The 20,578-nt window shown below is 60.9% G+C and carries 20 protein-coding genes; 9 read left to right on the forward strand and 11 right to left on the reverse strand.

The genetic code is table 11. From position 1 onward, the window contains the following. Nucleotides 1–25 precede the first annotated feature (25 nt). Nucleotides 26–805, forward strand: a complete 780-nt coding sequence (nudC, locus tag OKC28_RS01590; RefSeq protein WP_270686890.1) for an NAD(+) diphosphatase — start codon at nt 26–28, stop codon at nt 803–805. Between the two features lie 163 nt (nt 806–968). Beyond that, the gene (gene hemE / locus OKC28_RS01595; RefSeq protein ID WP_270686892.1) at nt 969–2,036 is read left to right on the forward strand and encodes a uroporphyrinogen decarboxylase; all 1,068 of its coding nucleotides are present in this window, start codon (nt 969–971) and stop codon (nt 2,034–2,036) included. 88 nt (nt 2,037–2,124) lie between these two features. On the opposite strand, the gene ppa is transcribed toward hemE, so the two are convergent. Beyond that, on the reverse strand, nt 2,125–2,655 hold the full coding sequence (gene ppa / locus OKC28_RS01600) for an inorganic diphosphatase (protein WP_005313216.1): 531 nt from the start codon (nt 2,653–2,655) through the stop codon (nt 2,125–2,127). A gap of 234 nt (nt 2,656–2,889) precedes the next feature. On the opposite strand from ppa, the gene mpl reads away from it, so the two are divergent. Further along, nucleotides 2,890–4,260 carry a UDP-N-acetylmuramate:L-alanyl-gamma-D-glutamyl-meso-diaminopimelate ligase gene (mpl, locus tag OKC28_RS01605; protein WP_125729634.1) on the forward strand — a complete coding sequence of 457 codons (1,371 nt, stop codon included), beginning with the start codon at nt 2,890–2,892 and terminating at the stop codon, nt 4,258–4,260. A 58-nt stretch (nt 4,261–4,318) separates the two neighbouring features. Continuing rightward, on the forward strand, nt 4,319–4,930 hold the full coding sequence (locus OKC28_RS01610; RefSeq protein ID WP_021139410.1) for a flavin prenyltransferase UbiX: 612 nt from the start codon (nt 4,319–4,321) through the stop codon (nt 4,928–4,930). Nucleotides 4,931–5,012: 82 nt separating this feature from the next. On the opposite strand, the gene OKC28_RS01615 is transcribed toward OKC28_RS01610, so the two are convergent. Further along, the gene (locus OKC28_RS01615; protein ID WP_011898368.1) at nt 5,013–5,627 is read right to left on the reverse strand and encodes a TetR/AcrR family transcriptional regulator; all 615 of its coding nucleotides are present in this window, start codon (nt 5,625–5,627) and stop codon (nt 5,013–5,015) included. A 200-nt stretch (nt 5,628–5,827) separates the two neighbouring features. Here OKC28_RS01615 and hpt point away from each other — a divergent pair, with 200 nt between their 5' ends. From hpt to OKC28_RS01630, 3 genes are all read left to right on the forward strand, one after another. After that, the gene (hpt, locus tag OKC28_RS01620; protein ID WP_005313207.1) at nt 5,828–6,358 is read left to right on the forward strand and encodes a hypoxanthine phosphoribosyltransferase; all 531 of its coding nucleotides are present in this window, start codon (nt 5,828–5,830) and stop codon (nt 6,356–6,358) included. A 111-nt stretch (nt 6,359–6,469) separates the two neighbouring features. Next, nucleotides 6,470–7,387 carry an ABC transporter ATP-binding protein gene (locus OKC28_RS01625; RefSeq protein WP_005313204.1) on the forward strand — a complete coding sequence of 306 codons (918 nt, stop codon included), beginning with the start codon at nt 6,470–6,472 and terminating at the stop codon, nt 7,385–7,387. Continuing rightward, a complete protein-coding gene (locus OKC28_RS01630; RefSeq protein ID WP_005313201.1) occupies nt 7,384–8,157 on the forward strand; it encodes an ABC transporter permease in 774 nt (257 codons plus the stop codon). The genes OKC28_RS01625 and OKC28_RS01630 overlap by 4 nt, the downstream gene beginning before the upstream one ends. 50 nt (nt 8,158–8,207) lie before the next feature. Here the strand turns inward: OKC28_RS01630 and OKC28_RS01635 are convergent, their stop codons facing one another. The 9 genes from OKC28_RS01635 to thpR form a co-directional block, all read right to left on the reverse strand. Beyond that, the gene (locus OKC28_RS01635) at nt 8,208–8,561 is read right to left on the reverse strand and encodes a putative quinol monooxygenase (protein ID WP_021139408.1); all 354 of its coding nucleotides are present in this window, start codon (nt 8,559–8,561) and stop codon (nt 8,208–8,210) included. A 23-nt stretch (nt 8,562–8,584) separates the two neighbouring features. Continuing rightward, on the reverse strand, nt 8,585–9,439 hold the full coding sequence (gene panC / locus OKC28_RS01640) for a pantoate--beta-alanine ligase (protein ID WP_021139407.1): 855 nt from the start codon (nt 9,437–9,439) through the stop codon (nt 8,585–8,587). Between the two features lie 127 nt (nt 9,440–9,566). Then, nucleotides 9,567–10,361 (reverse strand): 3-methyl-2-oxobutanoate hydroxymethyltransferase, encoded by a 795-nt coding sequence (panB, locus tag OKC28_RS01645; protein ID WP_021139406.1) that lies wholly within the window; start codon nt 10,359–10,361, stop codon nt 9,567–9,569. Between the two features lie 15 nt (nt 10,362–10,376). After that, complete coding sequence (gene folK, locus OKC28_RS01650) at nt 10,377–10,874, reverse strand: 2-amino-4-hydroxy-6-hydroxymethyldihydropteridine diphosphokinase (protein WP_034523778.1); 498 nt, start codon at nt 10,872–10,874, stop codon at nt 10,377–10,379. An 11-nt stretch (nt 10,875–10,885) separates the two neighbouring features. Further along, entirely contained in the window at nt 10,886–12,361 is a 1,476-nt protein-coding gene (gene pcnB, locus OKC28_RS01655) for a polynucleotide adenylyltransferase PcnB (protein ID WP_021139404.1), read from the reverse strand. A 121-nt stretch (nt 12,362–12,482) separates the two neighbouring features. Further along, entirely contained in the window at nt 12,483–13,394 is a 912-nt protein-coding gene (gene gluQRS, locus OKC28_RS01660) for a tRNA glutamyl-Q(34) synthetase GluQRS (RefSeq protein ID WP_034523774.1), read from the reverse strand. Between the two features lie 113 nt (nt 13,395–13,507). Beyond that, nucleotides 13,508–13,957, reverse strand: a complete 450-nt coding sequence (gene dksA / locus OKC28_RS01665; RefSeq protein WP_005313182.1) for an RNA polymerase-binding protein DksA — start codon at nt 13,955–13,957, stop codon at nt 13,508–13,510. A 119-nt stretch (nt 13,958–14,076) separates the two neighbouring features. Further along, entirely contained in the window at nt 14,077–14,820 is a 744-nt protein-coding gene (gene sfsA / locus OKC28_RS01670; RefSeq protein WP_270686905.1) for a DNA/RNA nuclease SfsA, read from the reverse strand. 46 nt (nt 14,821–14,866) lie between these two features. Beyond that, nucleotides 14,867–15,394, reverse strand: a complete 528-nt coding sequence (gene thpR / locus OKC28_RS01675) for an RNA 2',3'-cyclic phosphodiesterase (protein ID WP_021139401.1) — start codon at nt 15,392–15,394, stop codon at nt 14,867–14,869. A 230-nt stretch (nt 15,395–15,624) separates the two neighbouring features. Here thpR and hrpB point away from each other — a divergent pair, with 230 nt between their 5' ends. Together hrpB and mrcB are read left to right on the forward strand one after the other, a co-directional pair. Further along, nucleotides 15,625–18,090 carry an ATP-dependent helicase HrpB gene (hrpB, locus tag OKC28_RS01680; protein ID WP_021139400.1) on the forward strand — a complete coding sequence of 822 codons (2,466 nt, stop codon included), beginning with the start codon at nt 15,625–15,627 and terminating at the stop codon, nt 18,088–18,090. A 153-nt stretch (nt 18,091–18,243) separates the two neighbouring features. Continuing rightward, nucleotides 18,244–20,559 carry a penicillin-binding protein 1B gene (mrcB, locus tag OKC28_RS01685; protein WP_270686907.1) on the forward strand — a complete coding sequence of 772 codons (2,316 nt, stop codon included), beginning with the start codon at nt 18,244–18,246 and terminating at the stop codon, nt 20,557–20,559. The last annotated feature ends 19 nt before the right edge of the window (nt 20,560–20,578 follow it).

Below are 20,578 nucleotides of genomic sequence, written 5' to 3' on the forward strand. Positions count from 1 at the left end.
GATTTTAAACGAGAGTCTGCATCTGATGCCATTAACCGAACAGGCCCGCTGGTTCGTACTGGGGGGCGATCACCTCGTCCTGCTGGATGAACAGGGCCATATTCCGCAAGGCCCCCGAGCCTGTTTGCCTGCCCATTTTCACCCGGCGTCATTCGAGCGTTTCGATGAGTGGGATGGCCTGCCCTGCTATTTGCTGGACCTGGGGGCAGATGCCGATGCCAGCCATTTCACCCCGTTGCGCCAGCTGATGGTAGCGGGGGATGAAGAGGGATTTCGTCTCGCGGGTCGCGCCTGGCAGCTGGCGACCTTTCGGCGCAGCCACCGCTTCTGCGGCGAGTGCGGTGCCCCCATGGCCCCCAAGGCGGGTGAGTGGGCCCAGGTGTGCCAGCTTGGCCACACCGTCTATCCGCGCATCTCCCCCTGCATCATAGTGGCGGTGCGCAAGGGGCCCGAGATCCTGCTGGCGGCCCATCGTCGTCACTATCAGGTGGAGAACCCCATGTATACGGTGCTGGCAGGCTTCGTGGAAGCGGGGGAGAACCTGGAGCAGTGCGTGGCGCGGGAGGTGTTCGAGGAGAGCGGCATCCGGGTGCGCAACGTGCGCTATGTGGCCAGCCAGCCCTGGCCCTTCCCCCACAGCCTGATGATGGGGTTTACCGCCGACTACGATAGCGGCGAGATCCGGGTACAGGACGATGAACTGGTGGCAGCTGATTTCTTCACCGCCGACCGGCTGCCACGGTTGCCGCCCCATGGCACCATAGCGCGACGTTTGATTGAGCAGAGCCTGGCCGAAGAGGGTTGAGGTCGGTCTGACCTTGTCATCAGGGTAAAAACGGGGCGCTTGTTTGCGCCCCTTCACATCTTTGCGCTTGCAGCGGCCTGGCCGCATCTTTGGGCCGTCCCCCGCCGCGTACAAAGTGGTATCATATCCGCCATTTTATGCATGACATGACTCAGGAACTGGGATGAAAGAGCTGAAGAACGATCGATACCTGCGTGCCCTGCTGCGCCAGGACGTGGACATGACACCAGTATGGATGATGCGCCAGGCTGGCCGTTATCTGCCGGAATACAAGGCGACCCGCGCCGTCGCGGGGGACTTCATGTCCCTGTGCCGCAACGCCGAGCTGGCTTGTGAAGTCACCTTGCAGCCCCTGCGCCGCTATCCGCTCGATGCCGCCATCCTCTTCTCCGACATCCTGACCGTGCCCGACGCCATGGGGCTCGGTCTCTATTTCGAACAGGGTGAAGGCCCGCGCTTCGAGCGACCCATCAAATCCATGGCCGACGTGCAGGCGCTGCCCATTCCGGATCCGGAAGACGAGCTCGGCTACGTGATGAACGCGGTGCGTACCATACGCCGCGAGCTCAAGGGCGAAGTGCCGCTCATCGGCTTCTCCGGCAGTCCCTGGACCCTGGCCACCTACATGGTGGAGGGGGGCAGCTCCAAGGCCTTCACCAAGATCAAGCAGATGATGTATGCCGAGCCGCAGACACTGCACCTGCTGCTGGACAAGCTGGCCGACAGCGTGATCGGGTATCTCAATGCCCAGATCAAGGCCGGTGCCCAGTCCGTCATGGTGTTCGACACCTGGGGCGGCGTGCTGACCCCGCGGGATTACCGCGACTTCTCCCTGCAATACATGCGCAAGATCGTTGATGGTCTGATCCGCGAAAACGAAGGTCGCCGCGTACCGGTCACTCTGTTCACCAAGAACGGCGGCCAGTGGCTGGAGCAGATCGCTGCCACCGGTTGCGATGCCCTGGGGCTGGACTGGACCATAGACATAGCGGACGCCAAGCGCCGGGTCGGTGACAAGGTGGCGCTGCAGGGCAACATGGATCCTTCCATGCTCTATGCGGCACCAGCGCGTATCCGCGAAGAGGTAGCCACCATACTGGCGGGCTTTGGCAGCGGCAACGGCCACGTCTTCAACCTGGGTCACGGTATCCATCAGGATGTGGACCCGGAGCACGCCGGGGTGTTTGTGAATGCGGTGCACGAGCTTTCTGCTCAGTACCACGGCCGTTGAGGCGGGCGAAAGCCCTAAAAAATTAAGGCGCCATTGGCGCCTTAATTTTTGGTATCGGCCCACAGGGGCCTTTTAACGAGAGAGACGCTTACTTGGCTGCGTAACGCTCGGCAGAGGTAACGATCTCGGCTTCGGCAGCGGCCTTGTCGCCCCAACCTTCAACCTTGACCCACTTGCCTGCTTCCAGCTCTTTGTAACGCTCGAAGAAGTGCTGGATCTGGGCTTTCAGCAGCTCGGGCAGATCGTTCACATCCTTGATGTGGTCGTACTGCTTGGTCAGCTTGGAGTGCGGCACGGCCACGATCTTGGCATCTTCGCCAGATTCGTCGGTCATCTTCAGCACGCCAACCGGGCGGCAACGAATGACGGAGCCAGCCAGCAGCGGGTAAGGAGTCGGCACCAGCACGTCGACCGGATCCCCATCCAGAGACAGGGTGGCGTTCACGTAACCGTAGTTGCACGGGTAGAACATAGGGGTAGACATGAAGCGATCAACAAAGATGGCACCGCTGTCCTTGTCGACTTCGTATTTGATCGGATCGGCATTCTGCGGGATTTCGATGATGACATAGATGTCGTCGGGCAGGCTCTTGCCAGCCGGTACCAGGTTCAGGCTCATGACGTTTCCTTCAGTGTTGGAGTCAAGTTTGCAGGCCGATATTATAGCGATGTCGCGTCAAATGACCATATTTCGAGGGCACTGTGACAGAGTTGGCTGATGTCGCGCAGCCTGGGGGTGCCAAATTGCTGCCACCGTCTCCGGGGTTGGTTATTTCTCGTCGCGACCGCGGCTTGTGCCGCAACCTCAACAACCCCTAGAATGCGCACTCCCTTTACTGGAAAAGGCAGCGGTATGCATATTCACATTCTCGGGATCTGCGGCACCTTCATGGGTGGCCTGGCGGTGTTGGCAAAACAGCTTGGCTATCGGGTGACCGGCTCGGATGCCAACGTCTATCCCCCCATGAGTACCCAGCTCGAGCAACAGGGCATAGAGTTGACCGAGGGTTATGATCCCTCCCAGCTCGATCCGGCACCGGATCTGGTGGTGATCGGCAACGCCATGAGCCGTGGCAATCCCTGTGTGGAGTATGTGCTGGATCGCAATCTGCCCTATATCTCCGGTCCTCAGTGGCTGCTGGAGCATGTGCTGCAGGATCGCTGGGTGCTGGCCGTGGCGGGCACTCATGGCAAGACCACCACCGCCAGCATGCTGGCCTGGGTGCTGGAATACGCCAAGCTGGAGCCGGGTTTCCTTATCGGTGGCGTGCCGGGCAACTTCCCGGTATCAGCCCGCCTGGGCTCTGCGCCCTTCTTCGTCATCGAAGCGGACGAATATGACTGTGCCTTCTTCGACAAGCGCTCCAAGTTTGTTCACTACCATCCGCGTACTCTGGTGATGAACAACCTGGAGTTCGATCACGCGGACATCTTCCCGGATCTCGCCGCCATCCAGCGCCAGTTCCACCACCTGATGCGCACAGTGCCGAGCAATGGCCGGGTGCTGTTCCCGCAGGCCGACGACAACCTCACTGCGGTGCGCAAGATGGGCTGCTGGAGCGAAGTCGAGCTGGTGGGTCAGGACGACGCCAAGTGGAAGGCGGTCAAGCTGGCCGATGACGGCTCCGCCTTCGAGGTGTGGCTGGATGGCGTCAAGCAGGGGGAGGTGCACTGGGAGTGCATCGGCGAGCACAACGTCAACAACGGCCTGATGGCCATCGCCGCCGCCCGTCACGCCGGTGTCATGGTGGAGCACGGCATAGCTGCCCTGTGCCAGTTCAAGTCCCCCAAGCGGCGGATGGAGCTCAAGGGCGAGGTGGCGGGCATCAGCGTCTATGACGATTTTGCCCACCACCCCACCGCCATCGAGACCACCCTCGGCGGTCTGCGTGCCAAGGTGGGCAAGGCCCGCATTCTGGCGGTGCTGGAGCCCCGCTCCAACACCATGAAGCTGGGAGTCCACAAGGAGGAGCTGGCAGCCTGTTTCGACGGTGCCGACGAGGTGTTCTTCTTCCAGCCACCCAACATAGGTTGGGATCTCGGGGAGGTGACCGCTCACATGAGCCGTCCGGCCAAGGTGTTCAACGAACTGGAGACCCTGATCAACCGCCTGGTGGCCGAGTGCCGCGACGGCGATCATATTCTGATCATGAGCAACGGCGGTTTCGGCGGCATTCATGACAAGCTGATCGCCCGTCTCAAGGATTACCACGGCGAACTATGACGTCGTTGCGGATCCCTTGCGGTTGTTTGTTCCCATGCCAGAAGAGCCAAGGACCATCATGCTGAAACAAGTTACCCTGGCGCTGACCGGCGCCTCCGGCGCTCCTTATGCCCTGCGCCTGCTCCAGTGTCTGGTGCAGGCGGACTATCGGGTTTATCTGCTGGCCTCATCGGCGGCCAGAGTCGTGCTCAAGACAGAACAGCAGCAGGATTGGCCCGGCTCCCCCAGGGAGCTCTCCGCCTACCTCTGTCGCCAGTACGGCGCCAAAGAGGGTCAGATAGTGGCCTGCGGCAAGGAGGAGTGGTTCTCGCCGGTGGCCTCGGGGTCGGCGGCCCCGAAACAGATGGTGGTCTGTCCCTGTTCCATGGGGACAGTGTCGGCCATTGCCAACGGCGCCTCCGACAACCTGCTGGAGCGGGCGGCGGATGTGGTGATCAAGGAGCGCGGCCAGCTGATCCTGGTGCCCCGCGAGAGCCCCTTCTCCGCCATCCATCTGGAGAACATGCTCAAACTGGCGCGGCTCGGGGTGACCATAATGCCGGCCGCACCCGGTTTTTATCATGAGCCCAAAAGCATCGAGGATCTGGTGGACTTCATGGTGGCGCGGATCCTGGATCACCTCGGGATCGAGCATGGCCTGACAGAGCGTTGGGGTTACGCCAAATCTTGAGGCGAGATGTGAACAAATAGCAGACAAACAAAAGCGGCGCCGACCTGAACAGTCCGGCGCCGCTTTTTATTCACGAGGCGGGTTATGCAGCCTGGATGGGGGCCGTCACGTACTTGAACAGAAAATCGGTCACATCTTCCCGTGAGGGGCGTTGTGGCTGATTGATCATCTGCATCATGACGTAACCAAAGCCGGTCAGGGAGCGAGCCAGGTCCTGTGCGGACAGCACACTCTGGATCTCACCGGCATCCATGGCTTGTTGCAAGTGGGGCGCTATGCGTTCCAGCGCCTTGTCCAGCAACTTGGCGTAACGGGGCCAGACCTCTTCCCGCACCGATGAGCTCCACTCCAGCCAGATACTGGCGTGGTCGGGCTGATCGTAAGCGGCGTCAACAAACAGCTTCACGTGACGGTGAATGCTCTCCTTGACCGGGCCCTGGCCGGTATAGGCCTGTTCCAGCATCTGGTGAACGAAACGTTCGATCTCGGCCAACACCTCATCCACCAGCTCTTCGCGGGTGTTGAAATAGTTGAACACGGTAGCTACCGAGACTTTGGCCTGTTCTGCAATTTCGGCGTGACCCGCACGGCCAATGCCGCGACGGGAAAACACTTCGATGGCACATTCCATCAATTGATTGCGCCGAGCTTCCGGAGAAAGCCGGGTTCGACGTCTAATTTCTGCGCGTGGTTCCATAGTTTTTTCATCTAATAGTTATTGATTATGGTGTTTATAGTATTGTCACCGATAATGCCCGAGGGCCTGCTAACTCTATCAATTAAAATAAGCCGATAAAAGCATCACGTATGCCTGACGCCTCCCGGCTTGGATGGTAGAATCCTCGGTTTTGACGTTAATGAACGGCCAAATCCCCTTTGGCCATGAGGGAGTAAGTGATGAAACACACTGTCGAGGTGATGATCTCCGAGGCCGATGTTGCCGCCCGGATCGCCAAATTGGGTGAAGAGATCACCGCCCGTTATCAGGGTTCTGACGAAGTGGTCATGATTGGCCTGCTGCGTGGCTCCTGCGTCTTCCTGGCCGACTTGTGCCGCCAGACCCCGCTGCCCATTACCCTGGATTTTATGACTGCCTCCAGCTACGGCTCCGGCATGCGCAGCACCCGTGACGTTCGTATCCTGAAAGACCTGGATGATGACATCAAGGGCAAGGATGTGGTGATCGTCGAGGACATCATCGACACCGGTTATACCCTCAACAAAGTGCGTGAAATCCTGTCACTGCGTGAGCCGAAATCCCTGGCCATTTGCACCCTCCTGGACAAACCGTCCCGCCGCGAGGTGCAGGTGCCGGTGGACTGGATCGGTTTCTCCATTCCGGACGAATTCGTGGTGGGTTGTGGCATTGACTACGCCCAGAAGTACCGCAATCTGCCGTTTATCGGCAAAGTAGTTCCGCAAGAGTAAGCAAGGTCCAGGAAGATCCCGGGCGAGGTGGTCTAGCGCCATCTTCTGTCTGCAGGCGGCCTTGGCCGCCTTTTCTGTATCGAGATGGGATCCGCCATCACAGAGGTTGCAATGAACGCATTGGAAATCAGCGGCCTGAAAAAGACCTATCAGGGGGGCGTCGAAGCCCTTAAAGGCATAGATCTCACCGTCAAGCAGGGGGATTTCTTCGCCCTGCTCGGCCCGAACGGCGCGGGCAAGTCCACCACCATAGGTGTCATCAGTTCACTGGTGAACAAGAGCGCCGGCAAGGTGAAGGTGTTTGGCTACGACATCGACAGCGATCTCGAACAGGCCAAGGCCCAGCTCGGCCTGGTACCGCAGGAGTTCAACTTCAGCCAGTTCGAGAAGGTGAGTCAGATAGTCACCCATCAGGCCGGTTTCTACGGCGTGCCCAGGGCGGAAGCCAAGATCCGCGCCGAGAAGTACCTGCGCCAGCTCGACTTGTGGGACAAACGGGACATGCCGGCCCGCACCCTCTCCGGCGGCATGAAGCGCCGGCTGATGATAGCCCGCGCCCTGATGCATGAGCCCAGACTGCTGATCCTGGATGAGCCGACCGCTGGGGTGGATATCGAGATCCGCCGCTCCATGTGGACCTTCCTCAAAGAGCTCAACGAACAGGGCGTCACCATCATTCTCACCACCCACTATCTGGAAGAGGCCGAGATGCTGTGCCGCAACATCGGCATCATCGACAAGGGTCGGCTGATCGAGAACACCAGCATGAAAAACCTGCTGGGCAAGCTGGGCCGCGAGACCTTCATGCTGGATCTGGCACCGGGCTCCGCCGTGCCAAACGTGCCCGAGTTCAACGGCCGCATGCAGGATGAACGCACCCTGGAAGTGGATCTGGAAAAGAGCCAGTCCCTCAACAGCCTGTTCGAGCAGTTGTCTAGCCAGCAAGTGCAGGTGCTGAGTATGCGCAACAAGGCCAACCGACTGGAAGAGTTGTTCGTCAACCTGGTCGAGGAGGGGAGAAAAGCATGAATCTGACCACCTACTACATCGCATTCAAGAGCATTCTGGCCAAGGAGATAAGCCGCTTCACCCGGATCTGGATCCAGACTCTGGTGCCGCCCGCCATCACAATGAGCCTTTACTTTGTCATCTTCGGCAACCTCATCGGCTCGCGCATCGGTGACATGGGGGGCTTCAGTTACATGGAGTTCATTGTGCCCGGTCTCATCATGATGTCGGTGATCACCAACTCTTACTCCAACGTCGCCTCCTCCTTCTTCAGCGCCAAGTTCCAGCGCAACGTGGAAGAGTTGCTGGTAGCCCCTGTGCCCAACTACATCATCATCGCCGGTTACGTGGGTGGTGGCGTGGCGCGGGGTATCTGTGTCGGTCTCATCGTCACTCTGGTGTCGCTGTTCTTCGTGCCGTTGCAGATCCATCACCTGTTCAGCGTCTGCTTCACCGTGCTGCTCACCTCGATCCTGTTTTCCCTGGGCGGCCTCATCAATGCGATATTTGCCAAGACTTTTGACGACATCAGCATCATCCCCACTTTCGTGCTGACGCCGCTTACCTATCTGGGCGGGGTGTTTTACTCCATCAGCCTGCTGCCGCCCTTCTGGCAGGGAGTCTCCCAGGTGAACCCCATCATCTACATGGTGAACGCCTTCCGTTACGGCTTCCTCGGTATCTCCGATGTGCCGCTCGGCACCGCCTACCTCATCATCATCGGCTTCATAGTCGCGCTCTACGGGTTGGCCTGGTGGCTTATTTCCCGGGGGACCGGATTGCGGCACTGAGTTGCAACCATGAAAAAGGCGCCTGTTGGCGCCTTTTTACTGCATGAGGGTTAGCCCCGGAGGAGGGGCGCGTCATATTGCGCCGGTTCGTCGCTGTAGACGCAGACGTTCCATTTGGCAGCCAGGCCATCCTCGGCCAGGCAGTAACGCTCGAAGAAGGATTTGATCTCGGCGCGCTGGCAGTGGGCCTCGAAGCTGGCCATGTCACGCCAGATTTCGTTGAAGACGATGGGGAAGCTCTCCCCTTCGGCAAAGGGGCTGGGGATATGGCGGGTGACAATGTACTGCTGGCAGCCATCTTCGCGCAGCGTGTTTGGCTCGAGTGCCTGCAACACCTGAAACAGGGCCTGTTCCTGGCCGGGCTTGGGCAGGAACTGGGCGATGCAATAAACCTTCTTGGACATGTAGTTCTCCTGATCGGGGTTGCTCAGGCGCTGAGCATCACCACTCGGTTGTCGATGAGACGGGCCTTGCCCAGGTAAGCCGCCATCAGGATCACCAGATGTCGGCTCTTGTCGGTGGCCGACTCCAGGGTAGTGGCATCGACGATGTCGATGGCGTCGGTGCGAAAACCGGCGTTGTCGAGGCGCTGGCTGGCCTGGGCCACCAGGGAGGGCAGGTGGTGATCGCCTCCTTCAATCTGCTCGGCAATCCAGTTCATGGTACGCGCCAGCTCGGGTGCCAGCGCCCGCTCGGCCGTCGTCAGATAGCCGTTGCGTGACGAGAGCGCCAGCCCGTCGTCAGCACGCACCGTGGGCACGCCGACGATCTCGATGGGCATGGCCATGTCGGCTACCATCTTGCGAATGAGCGCCAGCTGCTGGTAATCCTTCTGGCCGAAACAGGCCACATCCGGTTGCACCAGGTTGAACAGCTTGGTCACTACGGTACTGACGCCACGAAAATGGCCCGGGCGCAGCGCCCCTTCCAGCAAGCCGGAGAGACCCGGCACTTCGACGAAGGTCTGGCTGGCCAGTCCCTGCGGATACATGATCTCCGGCGTCGGGGTGAACACCAGGTCGACCCCCGCAGCGTTCAGGGCGGCACAATCCTCTTCCAGCGTACGGGGATAGTTGGCGAGATCTTCGGCCTTGTCGAACTGCATCGGGTTGACGAAGATGCTGACCACCACCTTCTCGGCGTGGCTGCGCGCCTGCTCAACCAGAGTGAGATGGCCCTGATGCAGATTGCCCATGGTGGGCACGAATGCGATGGAACGCCCTTCACGGCGCCAAAGGCTAATCTGTTCACGTAAAACGAGAGGATTGTTAACGACCAACATCAGCAGTGCACCTTCGGATTAATCAAAGAGATATGGGTTAATAAATCAAAGGGATACAGATTAAATCAGCCTGCCATGAATTGCGAAACGGGGGCTTTCGCCCCCGTTGCCGTCCATGAGGCCTGGATCAGTTGAAGCTGTGCTCCGGGCCGGGGAAGGTACCCTCGCTCACCTGTTGCACATAGAGCCGGATGGCGGCATGCATGTCACCGGTTTCGGCCAGGAAGTTCTTGGTGAACTTGGGCACATAACCGGAGGTGATGCCGAAGGCATCGTGCATCACCAGGATCTGGCCGTCGGTGGCCGGGCCAGCACCAATGCCGATCACCGGGATCCGCAGTGCCTTGGTGATGCGCTCGGCCAGGGCGACCGGCACGCACTCGAGCACCAGCAGCTGGATGCCGGCTTCTTGCAGGCAGAGCGCCTGACGGTAGATCTCCTGGGCCTGATACTCATCACGCCCCTGCACCTTGAAGCCGCCAAACACATGGACGGACTGGGGTGTGAGACCGAGGTGACCACAGACAGGCACGCCGTTGCGGGTCAGGTGGCGAATGCTGTCACACAGCCAGTCGCCCCCTTCCATCTTCACCATGCGGGCACCGGCCGCCATCAGGCGAGCGGCTGTCTGGTAGGTCTGCTCCGGGGTGGCATAGCTCATGAACGGCATGTCTGCGATGATCAGTGCATTGCTGGCACCACGGGCGACACAGCGGGTGTGATAGACCATCTCATCCACGCTGACGGCCAGGGTATCCTGACCCCCTTGCAGCACCATGCCCAGGGAATCGCCGATGAGCAGCACGTGGGCGCCCTCATCGTCGAACAGCTTGGCGAAGCTGGCATCATAGGCGGTGATGGCGGTGATTTTTTGGCCGTCCTGCTTCATCTTCAGCAGGCTGGCGGTGGTGATCTTGCTCATAACGTTTCAGGGCTCCTAAACGTCTGCACCGGGGGCAATGATGGCAAGATCATTGGGCGGGCAGCGGGCAACCAGTTCCGCGAGCGGGGTGCCGCAGGGCAGCACCAGAGCGGGCGCAATCTCGGCCAGGGGCAGCAGCACGAACTCCCGCTCCTTCATGCCGTAATGGGGAACGACGAGGCGCTCGTGCCCTATGATCTGATCGCCATAGAGCAGCAGATCCAGATCCAGGGTTCTCGGGCCCCAACGCTCATCCTTGCGCACACGTCCCTGTTCCAGCTCGATTTTTTGCAATTGATCCAGCAAGGCCAAAGGGCCTAGCCGGGTCGTCAGCCGCACTACGGCATTGACGTAGTCCGGCTGATCCGCAGGGCCCATGGGGCGGCTGCTGTAAAACGAGGAAGCCTGTTGCAACCGGGACGCCGGCAGCGCCGCCAGTGCGGCGACGGCGCGGCGAGCCTGACCCAGGGGGTCAGCCAGATTGGAGCCGATGGCAACGAAGACTTCGGTCATGACGCTGGTGGTCACTGCGCCGCTTTCGGTTTGCGACGGCGCGGGCGACGACGGCTGCGACTGCTGCTATCACGTTTCTCGCCGTCACCGCTGCGGGGTTCACCGGCTTGGGCATGCTCGCCGCTGGCAGGGCGGCGGGTCGCTTCCCGTTGCAGCTGCGGGCGTACGTCAGGGTTGGACTCCACATAACGTTCCCACCAGCTGGCGAGCTCGCCAAGGCCGCGCTCGACCCGGTTGCGCAGCAACAGGAAGTCGTAGGCGGCGCGGAATTTCGGGTGCTCCATGGCACGCTCGGGATGACGGCCCTGACGGCGGGTCAGGCGCTGCTGCAGTGCCCAGATATCGCGGACATCCGTGGTGAAGCGGCGTGGTACTGCGATGATACGTACCTGATTGTCCAGCACCTCGTTGATCGCCAGCATGAAGGCGTCGTGCCAGGGCAGGCCGCTTTCGTTTTCCAGCACGCGGGCACGGGCTTCGACACAGCCCCACAGCAGGGTGGCGTAGAGGAAGGCGGGGGTGACCCGTTTGTCTTCCCGCACCCGGGTATCGGTATCGATCAGCGCCAGCTCGATGAACTGCTCGAACGGCGAGGTGCCGTGCGGGGTGAACAGAGCGGCCACTTGCGGGAACAGCGGCTGGAACAGCCCGTATTCACGCATCAGCTTGTAGGTCGCCAGACCATCGCCAGCCAGGAACAGCTTGAGCGTCTCCTCAAACAGACGGGCGGGCGGAATATCCTGCAGCAGTGGGGCCAGCTCCTTGATGGGGGCGGCGCTGCGCGGGCTGATGGTCATGTCCAGCTTGGCGGCAAAACGCATGGCGCGCAGCATCCGCACCGGATCCTCGCGATAGCGGGTCTCGGGGTCGCCGATCAGCTCCAGTTTGCGCTGGGCGAGATCCTCTATGCCACCTTCGAAATCGTGCAGGGTGAAATCCCGGGCACTGTAGTAGAGGGCATTGACGGTAAAGTCGCGGCGCTCGGCATCCTCTTCGATGGTGCCGTAGACGTTGTCGCGCAGCAGCATGCCTTCATCAGACTGGGCCGATACATGCTTGCTGGTATTGACCTGATGGTGGTGACCCCGGAAGGTGGCCACTTCGATCACGTCACGACCAAAGACGATGTGGGCCAGGCGGAAGCGGCGGCCAATCAGGCGGCAGTTGCTGAACAGCGCCTTGATCTGCTCCGGCGTTGCGTTGGTGGCAATGTCGAAATCCTTTGGCGTTCTCCCGAGCAGAATATCCCGGACACCTCCGCCGACCAGGTAGGCATCATAGCCACCCTTGTTCAGGCGATAGAGCACCTTGAGCGCATTCTCGCTGATCTCTTTGCGCGAGATGGGGTGCTGGTCACGGCTTAAAGTACGACGCTGCCCGGTTACGTGGGCTGGGATGGGAGACTCCACCGACTGCTCGCCGTCTTCCTTGCCGAGCACCTTGCGGCAAAAGTTTGCGATCTGGGAAAAAATGGTACACCTCTTCATGACTTCTAAATTGACGGGAGGCCAAAAAATAGCGGCCTATCATAGCTCAGGCCTGACCAAATGAAAAACGATGTGCTTCATTCAACAATTTCAGGCTTGGCTAAATAAAAATTTGTACTGTCTATGTCAGAGAGCCCAGGCTGATCTTCTCTCTGGATGGGACTTGGTCGAGCCGCCAGTGGGCAATACCCCAGCTAATCATCTCGTCAATCCTGCTTGCCATCAGCTCGGGTGGCGGGCATTGGCCGAGAAACTCGAGTGCCTGCCACAGGGCTGGCCTGACCTCGTCCAGAGCCAGTGCCGGAGCATGGTTCTGCTTCGACAGTTTGTGGCCATCCGCCAGCACCGCCAGCGGCAGGTGTACCCAGGTGGGCACGTTTGCCCCCAGGGTCTGGTAGAGGGCAATCTGGCGCACCGTGGGCTCCAGCAGATCGGCGCCGCGCACTATCTCAGTGATGCCGCAGTCCATGTCATCTACCACCACAGCCAGGTTATAGGCATAGAGGCCGTCTCGGCGGCGGATGATGAAGTCCTCATCGGCAAGACCGGCGGGCACAGAGACGTGTCCCTGCAGCGCATCGTCGAAATGGTAGACGGGATGGCGCTGGCGCAGCCGGGCGGCGCAACCTTCTGCCGCCAGTCCCAGTGCGCGGCAGTGACCGTTGTAAAAGCCGCCACCTGCCATGATCTCGCGCCGGGTACAGCGGCACCAGTAGAGATCCCCTGCCTGATAGAGCTGCGCTATGACGTCGTCATAGCGGCCGTGGCGCTGGCTCTGGTACATCACCTCCCCATCCCACTCGAGGCCATGGGCCTCCAGTGTCTGCAGGATAAGAGGGGCGGCACCGGCCATCTCCCGTGGCGGATCTATATCTTCGATCCGCACCAGCCAGCGTCCTTGCTGCGCCCTGGCCTGCAAGAAACTGCCGAGCGCCGCTATCAGGGAACCAAAGTGGAGCGGGCCTGACGGGGAGGGAGCAAAGCGGCCTATATAAGGGCGAGTCTGGGGAGACGGGACTGTAGTAACGGGCATGGCAATTCGGGCAAACGGTTCATTGAGGCTGCATTCTGGGACGCCCCAGCGAAAAGCTCAATAAAAAAGGGAGCCTGCAAGCTCCCTTTTTTCAGTTATGCCAGTGGTCGGTATCAACCGGCCATCTGTTTTTCCTTGATTTCAGCGAGTGTCTTGCAGTCGACACAGAGGTCGGCTGTCGGACGGGCTTCCAGACGACGGATGCCGATCTCGATACCGCAATGTTCGCAGTAACCGAAGTCATCGTCTTCGAGCAGCACCAAGGTCTTCTCGATCTTCTTGATCAGCTTGCGCTCACGGTCGCGGGTACGCAGTTCAAGAGCGAACTCTTCTTCCTGCGCGGCACGATCCACGGGATCCGGAAAGTTGGCTGCCTCATCCTTCATATGGTCAACGGTGCGGTCAACTTCCTGCATCAGTTGATTGCGCCAGGCTCCCAGGATCTTGCGAAAATGTGCCTTTTGTTGGTCATTCATGTACTCCTCACCCGGTTTTTCCTGGTAAGGCGCCACACCCGCAACGGCCAGGGGGCCCAGAGATTTCCTGTTTTCGCCTGTTGGCATGCCCTGTCTCCTAATTCAGCACGCTACCCGTGCCATCCATAAATTGAGGGCGACATCTATAGCAGAAGGGTAACGCGTAGGCAAACAAGCCGTACCAATTATGTTACCCACACCTACATTTATTCGCTGCCCTCGGGTAGCAGGTGACAAGATTCAAACGGGATAAAATCTTGGGCCACCATGCTCTGCACCCCAACATGGGGTCGATAGCATAAAATTTCAACCCCTGCCGTCATTGCTTGCTCAATAAGCAGACTATAGTGCGGATCTATGTGTGCTGCAGGGCGCATTCTCACGATTCCGGAGTGTAAAACCATAAATAACAGCACGGCTCTGTGACCTGCTGCCTTCATGACCATCAATTCACGCAAGTGCTTGGCACCGCGTGCAGTGACCGCATCGGGAAAGTAGCCCATGCCGGGCTGCTCCCGCTCATCGAGCAGGGTTACCGACTTTACCTCTATGTAGCAATCCGGCTTGTCGTCATCTTCCAGCAGCAGGTCGATGCGACTGTTCTCTTCGCCATATTTTACCTCGGTGCGCAGCCTCGCATAACCGGTGAGCGGCGCCAGTGCCCCTTGTTCGATCAGCTCGCGGGCTATCTGGTTGGCGCGCGCCGTGTTGACGCAGATGAAGTGGCCCGCCGGGCTCTCGGCGATCTCCCAGTTGTGGGGCAGCTTGCGCTTGGGATTGTCGGAGGTGGAGTACCAGACCCGGGTACCAGGGTCGGCGCAGCCGGTCATGGCGCCGGTATTGGCGCAGTGAATGGTGATCACCTCGCCATTGTCGAGCTGCACATCGGTCAGGAAGCGCTTGTAGCGGGAGATGAGCTGCCCGGACTGCAGGGGGGGATCGAAGATCATGGTGCGGTTCTCTCTTTTATAGGCAGGAAGCGAGGGCGATCGACTGTCACGACGCCATCTTCTCTCTGGCGCGCAGGGGCCAGCAGGCGAGCGGTTCATAGCGAACCCCGTCCGGCGTCGTGACCGACTGATAGAGGCAGAAGTGGTCTGCCTGCAACACAAAGTCAGGTGCTGGCAGATCTGCGGGGGCCTCGCCCGCCTTGCGTGACAGGGTCACATGGGGTCGGTAGCCCTGTTCCCCATTGCCCAGTCCCAGCTTTTCGCCGTGGCGGCGCAGGGCCCTGGCCAGTACATTGAGCTCGTTGGGCCATGTTTTGGGGCCCACCCAGGCCGCCTTGGCGCGGCTGAACCAGCCGGTTTCATCGAGGGTGATGGCAAGGGGTGGACAGTGCTGACGTTCGGCGGCGGCCATCAGGCGGGCAGTGGTGACCTGATCTGCTTCACCCAGAAAGGCCAGCGTCAGGTGGAGGTTTGCTTCAGGCACAGGTTGGCCGGGCCAGGGGCGCTGATCACGCCAGTCGACAAGCTCGGGGGCGAGCTGTTGCAGGGGCAGGGCAAAGAAAAGTTTGGCCATCTTGGTGAGGATGCCTTTTTACGCTCATAACATGGCGTCATTCTATGGCAGTCATCGCTGCCATGTCTCGCCATCCTGTTATCCCGTTTATATCTATGGTTCGAGTGGGATGACGGCCATGATGATCATCTTGCCGTCGCCTGTGCCGGCGACATCTGCTCACGGTGGCCGCGAATGCTATGGCAGAATGGGCGCCGTTTTAAGGTCGCTAACGTAAGGTGTTTGCCGCTTTGTCCCAACTCCCCATTGTTTCGGTGCTGCCAGCGCTGTTTGCCGCCATCGATGCCCATGCCAGCGTGATCCTGCAGGCCCCTCCCGGCGCGGGCAAGTCAACTCTGCTGCCGCTGGAGCTGGTGCGCCAGAACCGGCTGCCCGGTCGCATCATAATGCTGGAGCCCCGTCGACTGGCGGCGCGCAATATCGCCAGCTTCCTGGCTCGCCAGTTGGGGGAGAAAGTCGGGGAGCGCATCGGCTTGCGGGTCCGGGGCGAGAGTCGTACCAGCGCCCGGACCCGACTCGAGATTGTCACCGAGGGGGTTCTGACCCGGATGTTGCAGCAGGATCCCGAGCTCAGCGGCATCTCCCTGGTCATTTTCGATGAGTTCCACGAGCGCAGCCTGCATGCGGATACCGCGCTGGCGTTTGCCATCGAGAGCCAGCAGGGGCTGCGGGATGATCTCAAGCTGCTCATCATGTCCGCCACCCTGGATGGCATGGCGCTCGAGAGTCTGTTGCCCCATGCTCCCGTCATCCGCTCCGAAGGGCGCGGCTTTCCCATCGACTACCACTACCGTCCCGCCAACCGTCAGCAGTGGCTGGATCCTCAGGTGGGCGCAGTGGTGCTGGAAGCGCTGGTCAGCCATACCGGCAGTGCTCTGGTGTTCTTGCCAGGCCAGGGGGAGATAGAGCGGCTGGCGCAATGGCTGGAGGGGCGCTTGCCGGATGATGTGCGCCTGGCCCCCCTCTATGGCCGCCTCGACATGGCGGCCCAGCAGGCCGCCATCGAGCCGGCCCCTGTGGGTCAGCGTAAGCTGGTGCTCACCACCAATGTGGCTGAGACTTCCCTTACCATCGAAGGCATCAGTTTGGTCATCGACAGCGGATTGGAGCGGCGTGCCAGCTTTGATTTGAAAAGTGGCGTCACCCGGCTGGAGACCCGCCAGATCGCCAGGGCATCTGCCACCCAGCGTGCGGGCCGTGCTGGCCGTCTCGGTCCTGGGGTCTGCTACCGACTCTGGAGCGGCGAGGTGCAAGAGCGGCTCGCCGAGCAGAGTCCGCCCGACATTCTGACCCAGGAGCTGACCGGTCTGCTGCTGGATGCCGCCCAGTGGGGGGCAAAAGTAGAGAGCCTGCCGCTGCTGGACATGCCTCCCGCCGCCGCTGTGGCCAGCGCCCAGCGGTTGCTGGTCAGCCTGGGCGCCATGACGCCGGAGGGTGAGCAACAACTTACCCCCGCCGGCCGCGCCATGGCGGCCTTCGGCACACATCCCCGGTTGGCGCGCATGCTGCTGCGAGCCCGCGAGCTGGAAACAGAGGGTCTGACAGGGATTGTCGCCGATGCGGCTTTCCTGGTGGCGCTGTTGGAAGAAGATCTGCGAGGATCGGAGCGCCTCTCCGTGCTGTTTCATCGCCGACAGGGCGCCCTGCGTCAGGGGGCGGCCCGCTGGTTCGAACGCCTCGGTGTCAGGTCCGACGCTTCTCAACGCCAATCCCGGGGGGAGTGGCTCGGGTTGCTCTGCGCCCTCGCCTGGCCGGATCGGATCGGCAAGTTGCGCAGTGGCAGCCGTTATCAACTCAGTGGTGGGGTGAGCTGCGATCTGGTAGAAGGTCATCCATGCCAGGGACAAGGGGCCCTGATCGCCATCGAGATGGGGCAAAACGATCGTGGCAGCCGCATCTTCATCGCCGAGCCGGTGGAGCTGGACGAGCTGGCGCGCCAGCTGCCGGAGCTGGTAAGCGAGCGCCAGTGGTTCGACTGGGACGAGCGGGAGGAGCGGGTACGGGCCGAGCGCCAGCAGGTGATCGGTGAGCTGGTGCTGAGCCAGCGGCCGCTGACCGACCTGACCGATGAACAGAAGGGGCGCTGTTTGCTGCAGGGCATACGTCGCAAGGGGCTGCATGTGTTGCCCTGGGATGAGCAGAGTGAAGGGCTGCTGGCCCGATTGCGTTGCGCCCGCGACTGGCTGCCGGATGATGGCTGGCCTGCCATGGACGACGAAAGCCTGCTGGCGGGCCTCGAGGCGTGGCTGCTGCCTGCGGTGAGTGGCATGACCCGGCTGGAGCAGCTAAAAAGGCTCAATCTCTGCGACGTGCTGCGTCAATCCTTGTCCTGGCCGCTGCCCAAACGGCTGGAGGAGGCGTTGCCGAGCCACTTCACGGCACCGACCGGCAGCCGGGTACGCATCCGTTATCAGCCGGGCCAGGCGCCGGTGATCCCGGTGCGTATTCAGGAGATGTTCGGGCAAGGCACAACCCCGTGCGTGGCCGATGGACGGGTGGCGCTGGTGGTGGAGTTGCTCTCCCCGGCCCAGCGGCCGCTGCAGATCACCGCCGATCTCGCCGCCTTCTGGGCGGGCTCCTACGCCTTGGTAAAAAAAGAGATGAAGGGGCGTTATCCTCGTCACTACTGGCCGGATAACCCGCTGGAAGCCATGCCAACCAGGGTCACCAAGAAGAAGATGGGATTGCAGGATTAACCTCTCCCATTAAGGTCAGAGCCATATCAAGGGTCTGACAACAGAGTAAAAACGAGTTCAGGGACGAAAGCCTTGGTTTTCGTCGGGTCGACGGCATGGGTCGACCGGTAATCATGCCCGCGATGGCGATATAACGAATAGCAAAGAGGATTCATGGCAACGCAACGACGCAAGCGCACCCCCAAGAAGGTGGCGCCCAAACGCACCATCTGGCGCAAGCTGTTCTGGCTTGGCTTCAAGCTCTCCCTGGTGGTGGCGGCCTTCATGGTGGTATTTGGCATCTATCTCGATACCAAGGTGCGCGAGCGCTTTGACGGGGAGAAGTGGCAACTGCCGGTGATGGTTTACAGTCGTCCGCTGGAGCTCTATCCCAGCCAGCGCCTCTCCCAGGCCCAGATGCTGCGCGAGCTCAACATGCTGAGCTACAAGCAGGTGCGTCAGCCCCATACTCCGGGCGAGTACGCCGTGAGTGGCAATCGTATCGAGCTCATCCGCCGTCCATTCGCCTTCCATGACGGCGCCGACGGTGCCCGTGGCCTGCGCCTTACCTTCAGCGGCGCTCGCCTGGAAGGGATCCAGTCTCTGGAGAACCAGCGTCAACTCGGTTATGCCCAGATGGACCCGGTACTGCTCGACCGCCTCAATACCGAGGATCGGGAAGATCGTCTGCTGGTACGCATCGCCGAGGTGCCGGACAGCCTGCTCATCACGCTGCTGACCACAGAGGATCGCGACTTTTACCAGCATGGCGGCGTCTCGCCGGTGGCCATCATGCGTGCCATGGTGGCCAACGTGCTGGCCGGTCGTACCGTGCAGGGGGGCAGTACTCTGACTCAGCAGCTGGCCAAGAACTTCTTTCTGACCCGCGAACGCAGCCTGTGGCGCAAACTGCAGGAAGCCTACATGGCGGTGCTGATCGACTACCGCTATAGCAAGGACGAGATCCTGGAGGCCTATCTCAACGAGGTCTATCTGGGGCAGAACTTCTCCCAGGGGGTGTATGGCTTCGGGCTCGCCTCCTACTTCTACTTCGGTATTCCGGTCAACGAGCTGGACATAGATCAGGTAGCCCTGCTGGTGGGGCTGGTGAAGGGACCCTCCTATTACGATCCCTGGCGCTTCCCGGAGCGGGCCAAGGCCCGTCGTGATCTGGTGCTCAAGCTGCTGATGGATCACGGCAGCCTGCAAGCGGCCGAGTACGAACTGGCCAGCAAGCAGCCGCTTGGCATCATTACCCGTGGCCAGATGAGCTATGGCCGCACCCCGGCCTTCATGGGCCTGCTCAAGCGCGAGATCCAGAGCCGTTTCGGGCCTGATCTGCTCAAGCAGTCCGGCCTCAAGATCTTCACCAGCCTGGATCCCATCGCCCAGCATGCCGCCGAGCAGGCGGTCGCATCGGGACTGGCACTCATCGAGAAGCAGCGTGGCAAGAAGAAGCTGGAGGCGGCCATGGTGGTCTCCGACTGGCACAAGGGTGAAGTGGTTGCACTGGTGGGTGGCCGGGATCCGCGCTACGCCGGTTTCAACCGGGCGCTGGATGCCCGCCGGCAGATTGGCTCTCTGGTCAAGCCTGCCGTCTATCTGACCGGCCTCTCCAACGGCCTGACGTTGGCGAGCCCGCTCAAGGACCAACCGATCCGCATTCGTGGCAAGGATGGCCAGATCTGGACACCACAGAACTATGATCGCAAGTTCCGCCAGAGCGTGCCCTTGATGGATGCACTGGCCAGCTCCCTCAACGTGCCGACCGTCAACCTGGGTCTGCAAGTGGGGCTGGAGAAGGTGGTTGATACATTGCACAAGCTGGGGGTAGAGCAGGAGATCCAGCCCTACCCGTCACTGGTGTTGGGGGCTGTGGCCCTCTCCCCCATGGAGGTGAACCAGATGTATCTGCCCATCGCCAACCAGGGGATGACCCAGCCCTTGTCGGCCATCCGCGCCGTGGTCAACAGCGATGGCAGTACTCTCTATCAGCATGATCAGACCGCCAAGCGGGTCACGGACGAGCAGGCCAGCTGGCTCACCTTGTTTGCCATGACCAAGACGGTGAGCCAGGGCACGGCCCGCTCACTCAACGCCAAGTTCCCCGGCGCCACCATGGCGGGCAAGACAGGCACCACCAACGAGCTGCGTGACTCCTGGTTTGCAGGGCTGGACAACAACGAGCTGGTCAGTGTCTGGGTGGGGCGTGACGACAACACACCGGCGGGGCTGACAGGCTCCAACGGCGCCCTGCAACTGTTTAGCGGTTACATGGGCCAGCGTGGCGTCAACAGCCTTGCCATCAAGATGCCGCAAGGGGTGAGCTGGGCCAACTTCTCCCGCGCCAGCGGGGCCAGAGTGGCCAGCGATTGCCCGGGCAGTCTGCAGGTGCCTGCCAAGCTGGCCACTCTGGCCGAGCCAATGAGCTGCAGCAGCCCATCCCCACGCAGCGCACTGGATGACTGGTTCGGTGGTTTCTTCAACTGATAGATGAAACGGGCAGCGC

Origin of the sequence: Aeromonas sp. D3, assembly GCF_027705025.1 — a bacterium.
Classification (GTDB): Bacteria; Pseudomonadota; Gammaproteobacteria; order Enterobacterales; family Aeromonadaceae; genus Aeromonas; species Aeromonas salmonicida.

Bases quoted from the DNA above. Each gene is read 5' to 3' on its own strand.
- panC (WP_021139407.1), bottom strand. From the start codon at position 9,439: ATGTTGGTCGTTAACAATCCTCTCGTTTTACGTGAACAGATTAGCCTT.
- thpR (WP_021139401.1), bottom strand. From the start codon at position 15,394: ATGGCCAAACTTTTCTTTGCCCTGCCCCTGCAACAGCTCGCCCCCGAG.
- hpt (WP_005313207.1), top strand. From the start codon at position 5,828: ATGAAACACACTGTCGAGGTGATGATCTCCGAGGCCGATGTTGCCGCC.
- gluQRS (WP_034523774.1), bottom strand. From the start codon at position 13,394: ATGCCCGTTACTACAGTCCCGTCTCCCCAGACTCGCCCTTATATAGGC.
- pcnB (WP_021139404.1), bottom strand. From the start codon at position 12,361: ATGAAGAGGTGTACCATTTTTTCCCAGATCGCAAACTTTTGCCGCAAG.
- dksA (WP_005313182.1), bottom strand. From the start codon at position 13,957: ATGCCAACAGGCGAAAACAGGAAATCTCTGGGCCCCCTGGCCGTTGCG.
- nudC (WP_270686890.1), top strand. From the start codon at position 26: ATGCCATTAACCGAACAGGCCCGCTGGTTCGTACTGGGGGGCGATCAC.
- hemE (WP_270686892.1), top strand. From the start codon at position 969: ATGAAAGAGCTGAAGAACGATCGATACCTGCGTGCCCTGCTGCGCCAG.
- OKC28_RS01610 (WP_021139410.1), top strand. From the start codon at position 4,319: ATGCTGAAACAAGTTACCCTGGCGCTGACCGGCGCCTCCGGCGCTCCT.
- OKC28_RS01630 (WP_005313201.1), top strand. From the start codon at position 7,384: ATGAATCTGACCACCTACTACATCGCATTCAAGAGCATTCTGGCCAAG.
- OKC28_RS01635 (WP_021139408.1), bottom strand. From the start codon at position 8,561: ATGTCCAAGAAGGTTTATTGCATCGCCCAGTTCCTGCCCAAGCCCGGC.
- mrcB (WP_270686907.1), top strand. From the start codon at position 18,244: ATGGCAACGCAACGACGCAAGCGCACCCCCAAGAAGGTGGCGCCCAAA.
- ppa (WP_005313216.1), bottom strand. From the start codon at position 2,655: ATGAGCCTGAACCTGGTACCGGCTGGCAAGAGCCTGCCCGACGACATC.
- sfsA (WP_270686905.1), bottom strand. From the start codon at position 14,820: ATGATCTTCGATCCCCCCCTGCAGTCCGGGCAGCTCATCTCCCGCTAC.
- OKC28_RS01625 (WP_005313204.1), top strand. From the start codon at position 6,470: ATGAACGCATTGGAAATCAGCGGCCTGAAAAAGACCTATCAGGGGGGC.
- OKC28_RS01615 (WP_011898368.1), bottom strand. From the start codon at position 5,627: ATGGAACCACGCGCAGAAATTAGACGTCGAACCCGGCTTTCTCCGGAA.
- mpl (WP_125729634.1), top strand. From the start codon at position 2,890: ATGCATATTCACATTCTCGGGATCTGCGGCACCTTCATGGGTGGCCTG.
- folK (WP_034523778.1), bottom strand. From the start codon at position 10,874: ATGACCGAAGTCTTCGTTGCCATCGGCTCCAATCTGGCTGACCCCCTG.
- panB (WP_021139406.1), bottom strand. From the start codon at position 10,361: ATGAGCAAGATCACCACCGCCAGCCTGCTGAAGATGAAGCAGGACGGC.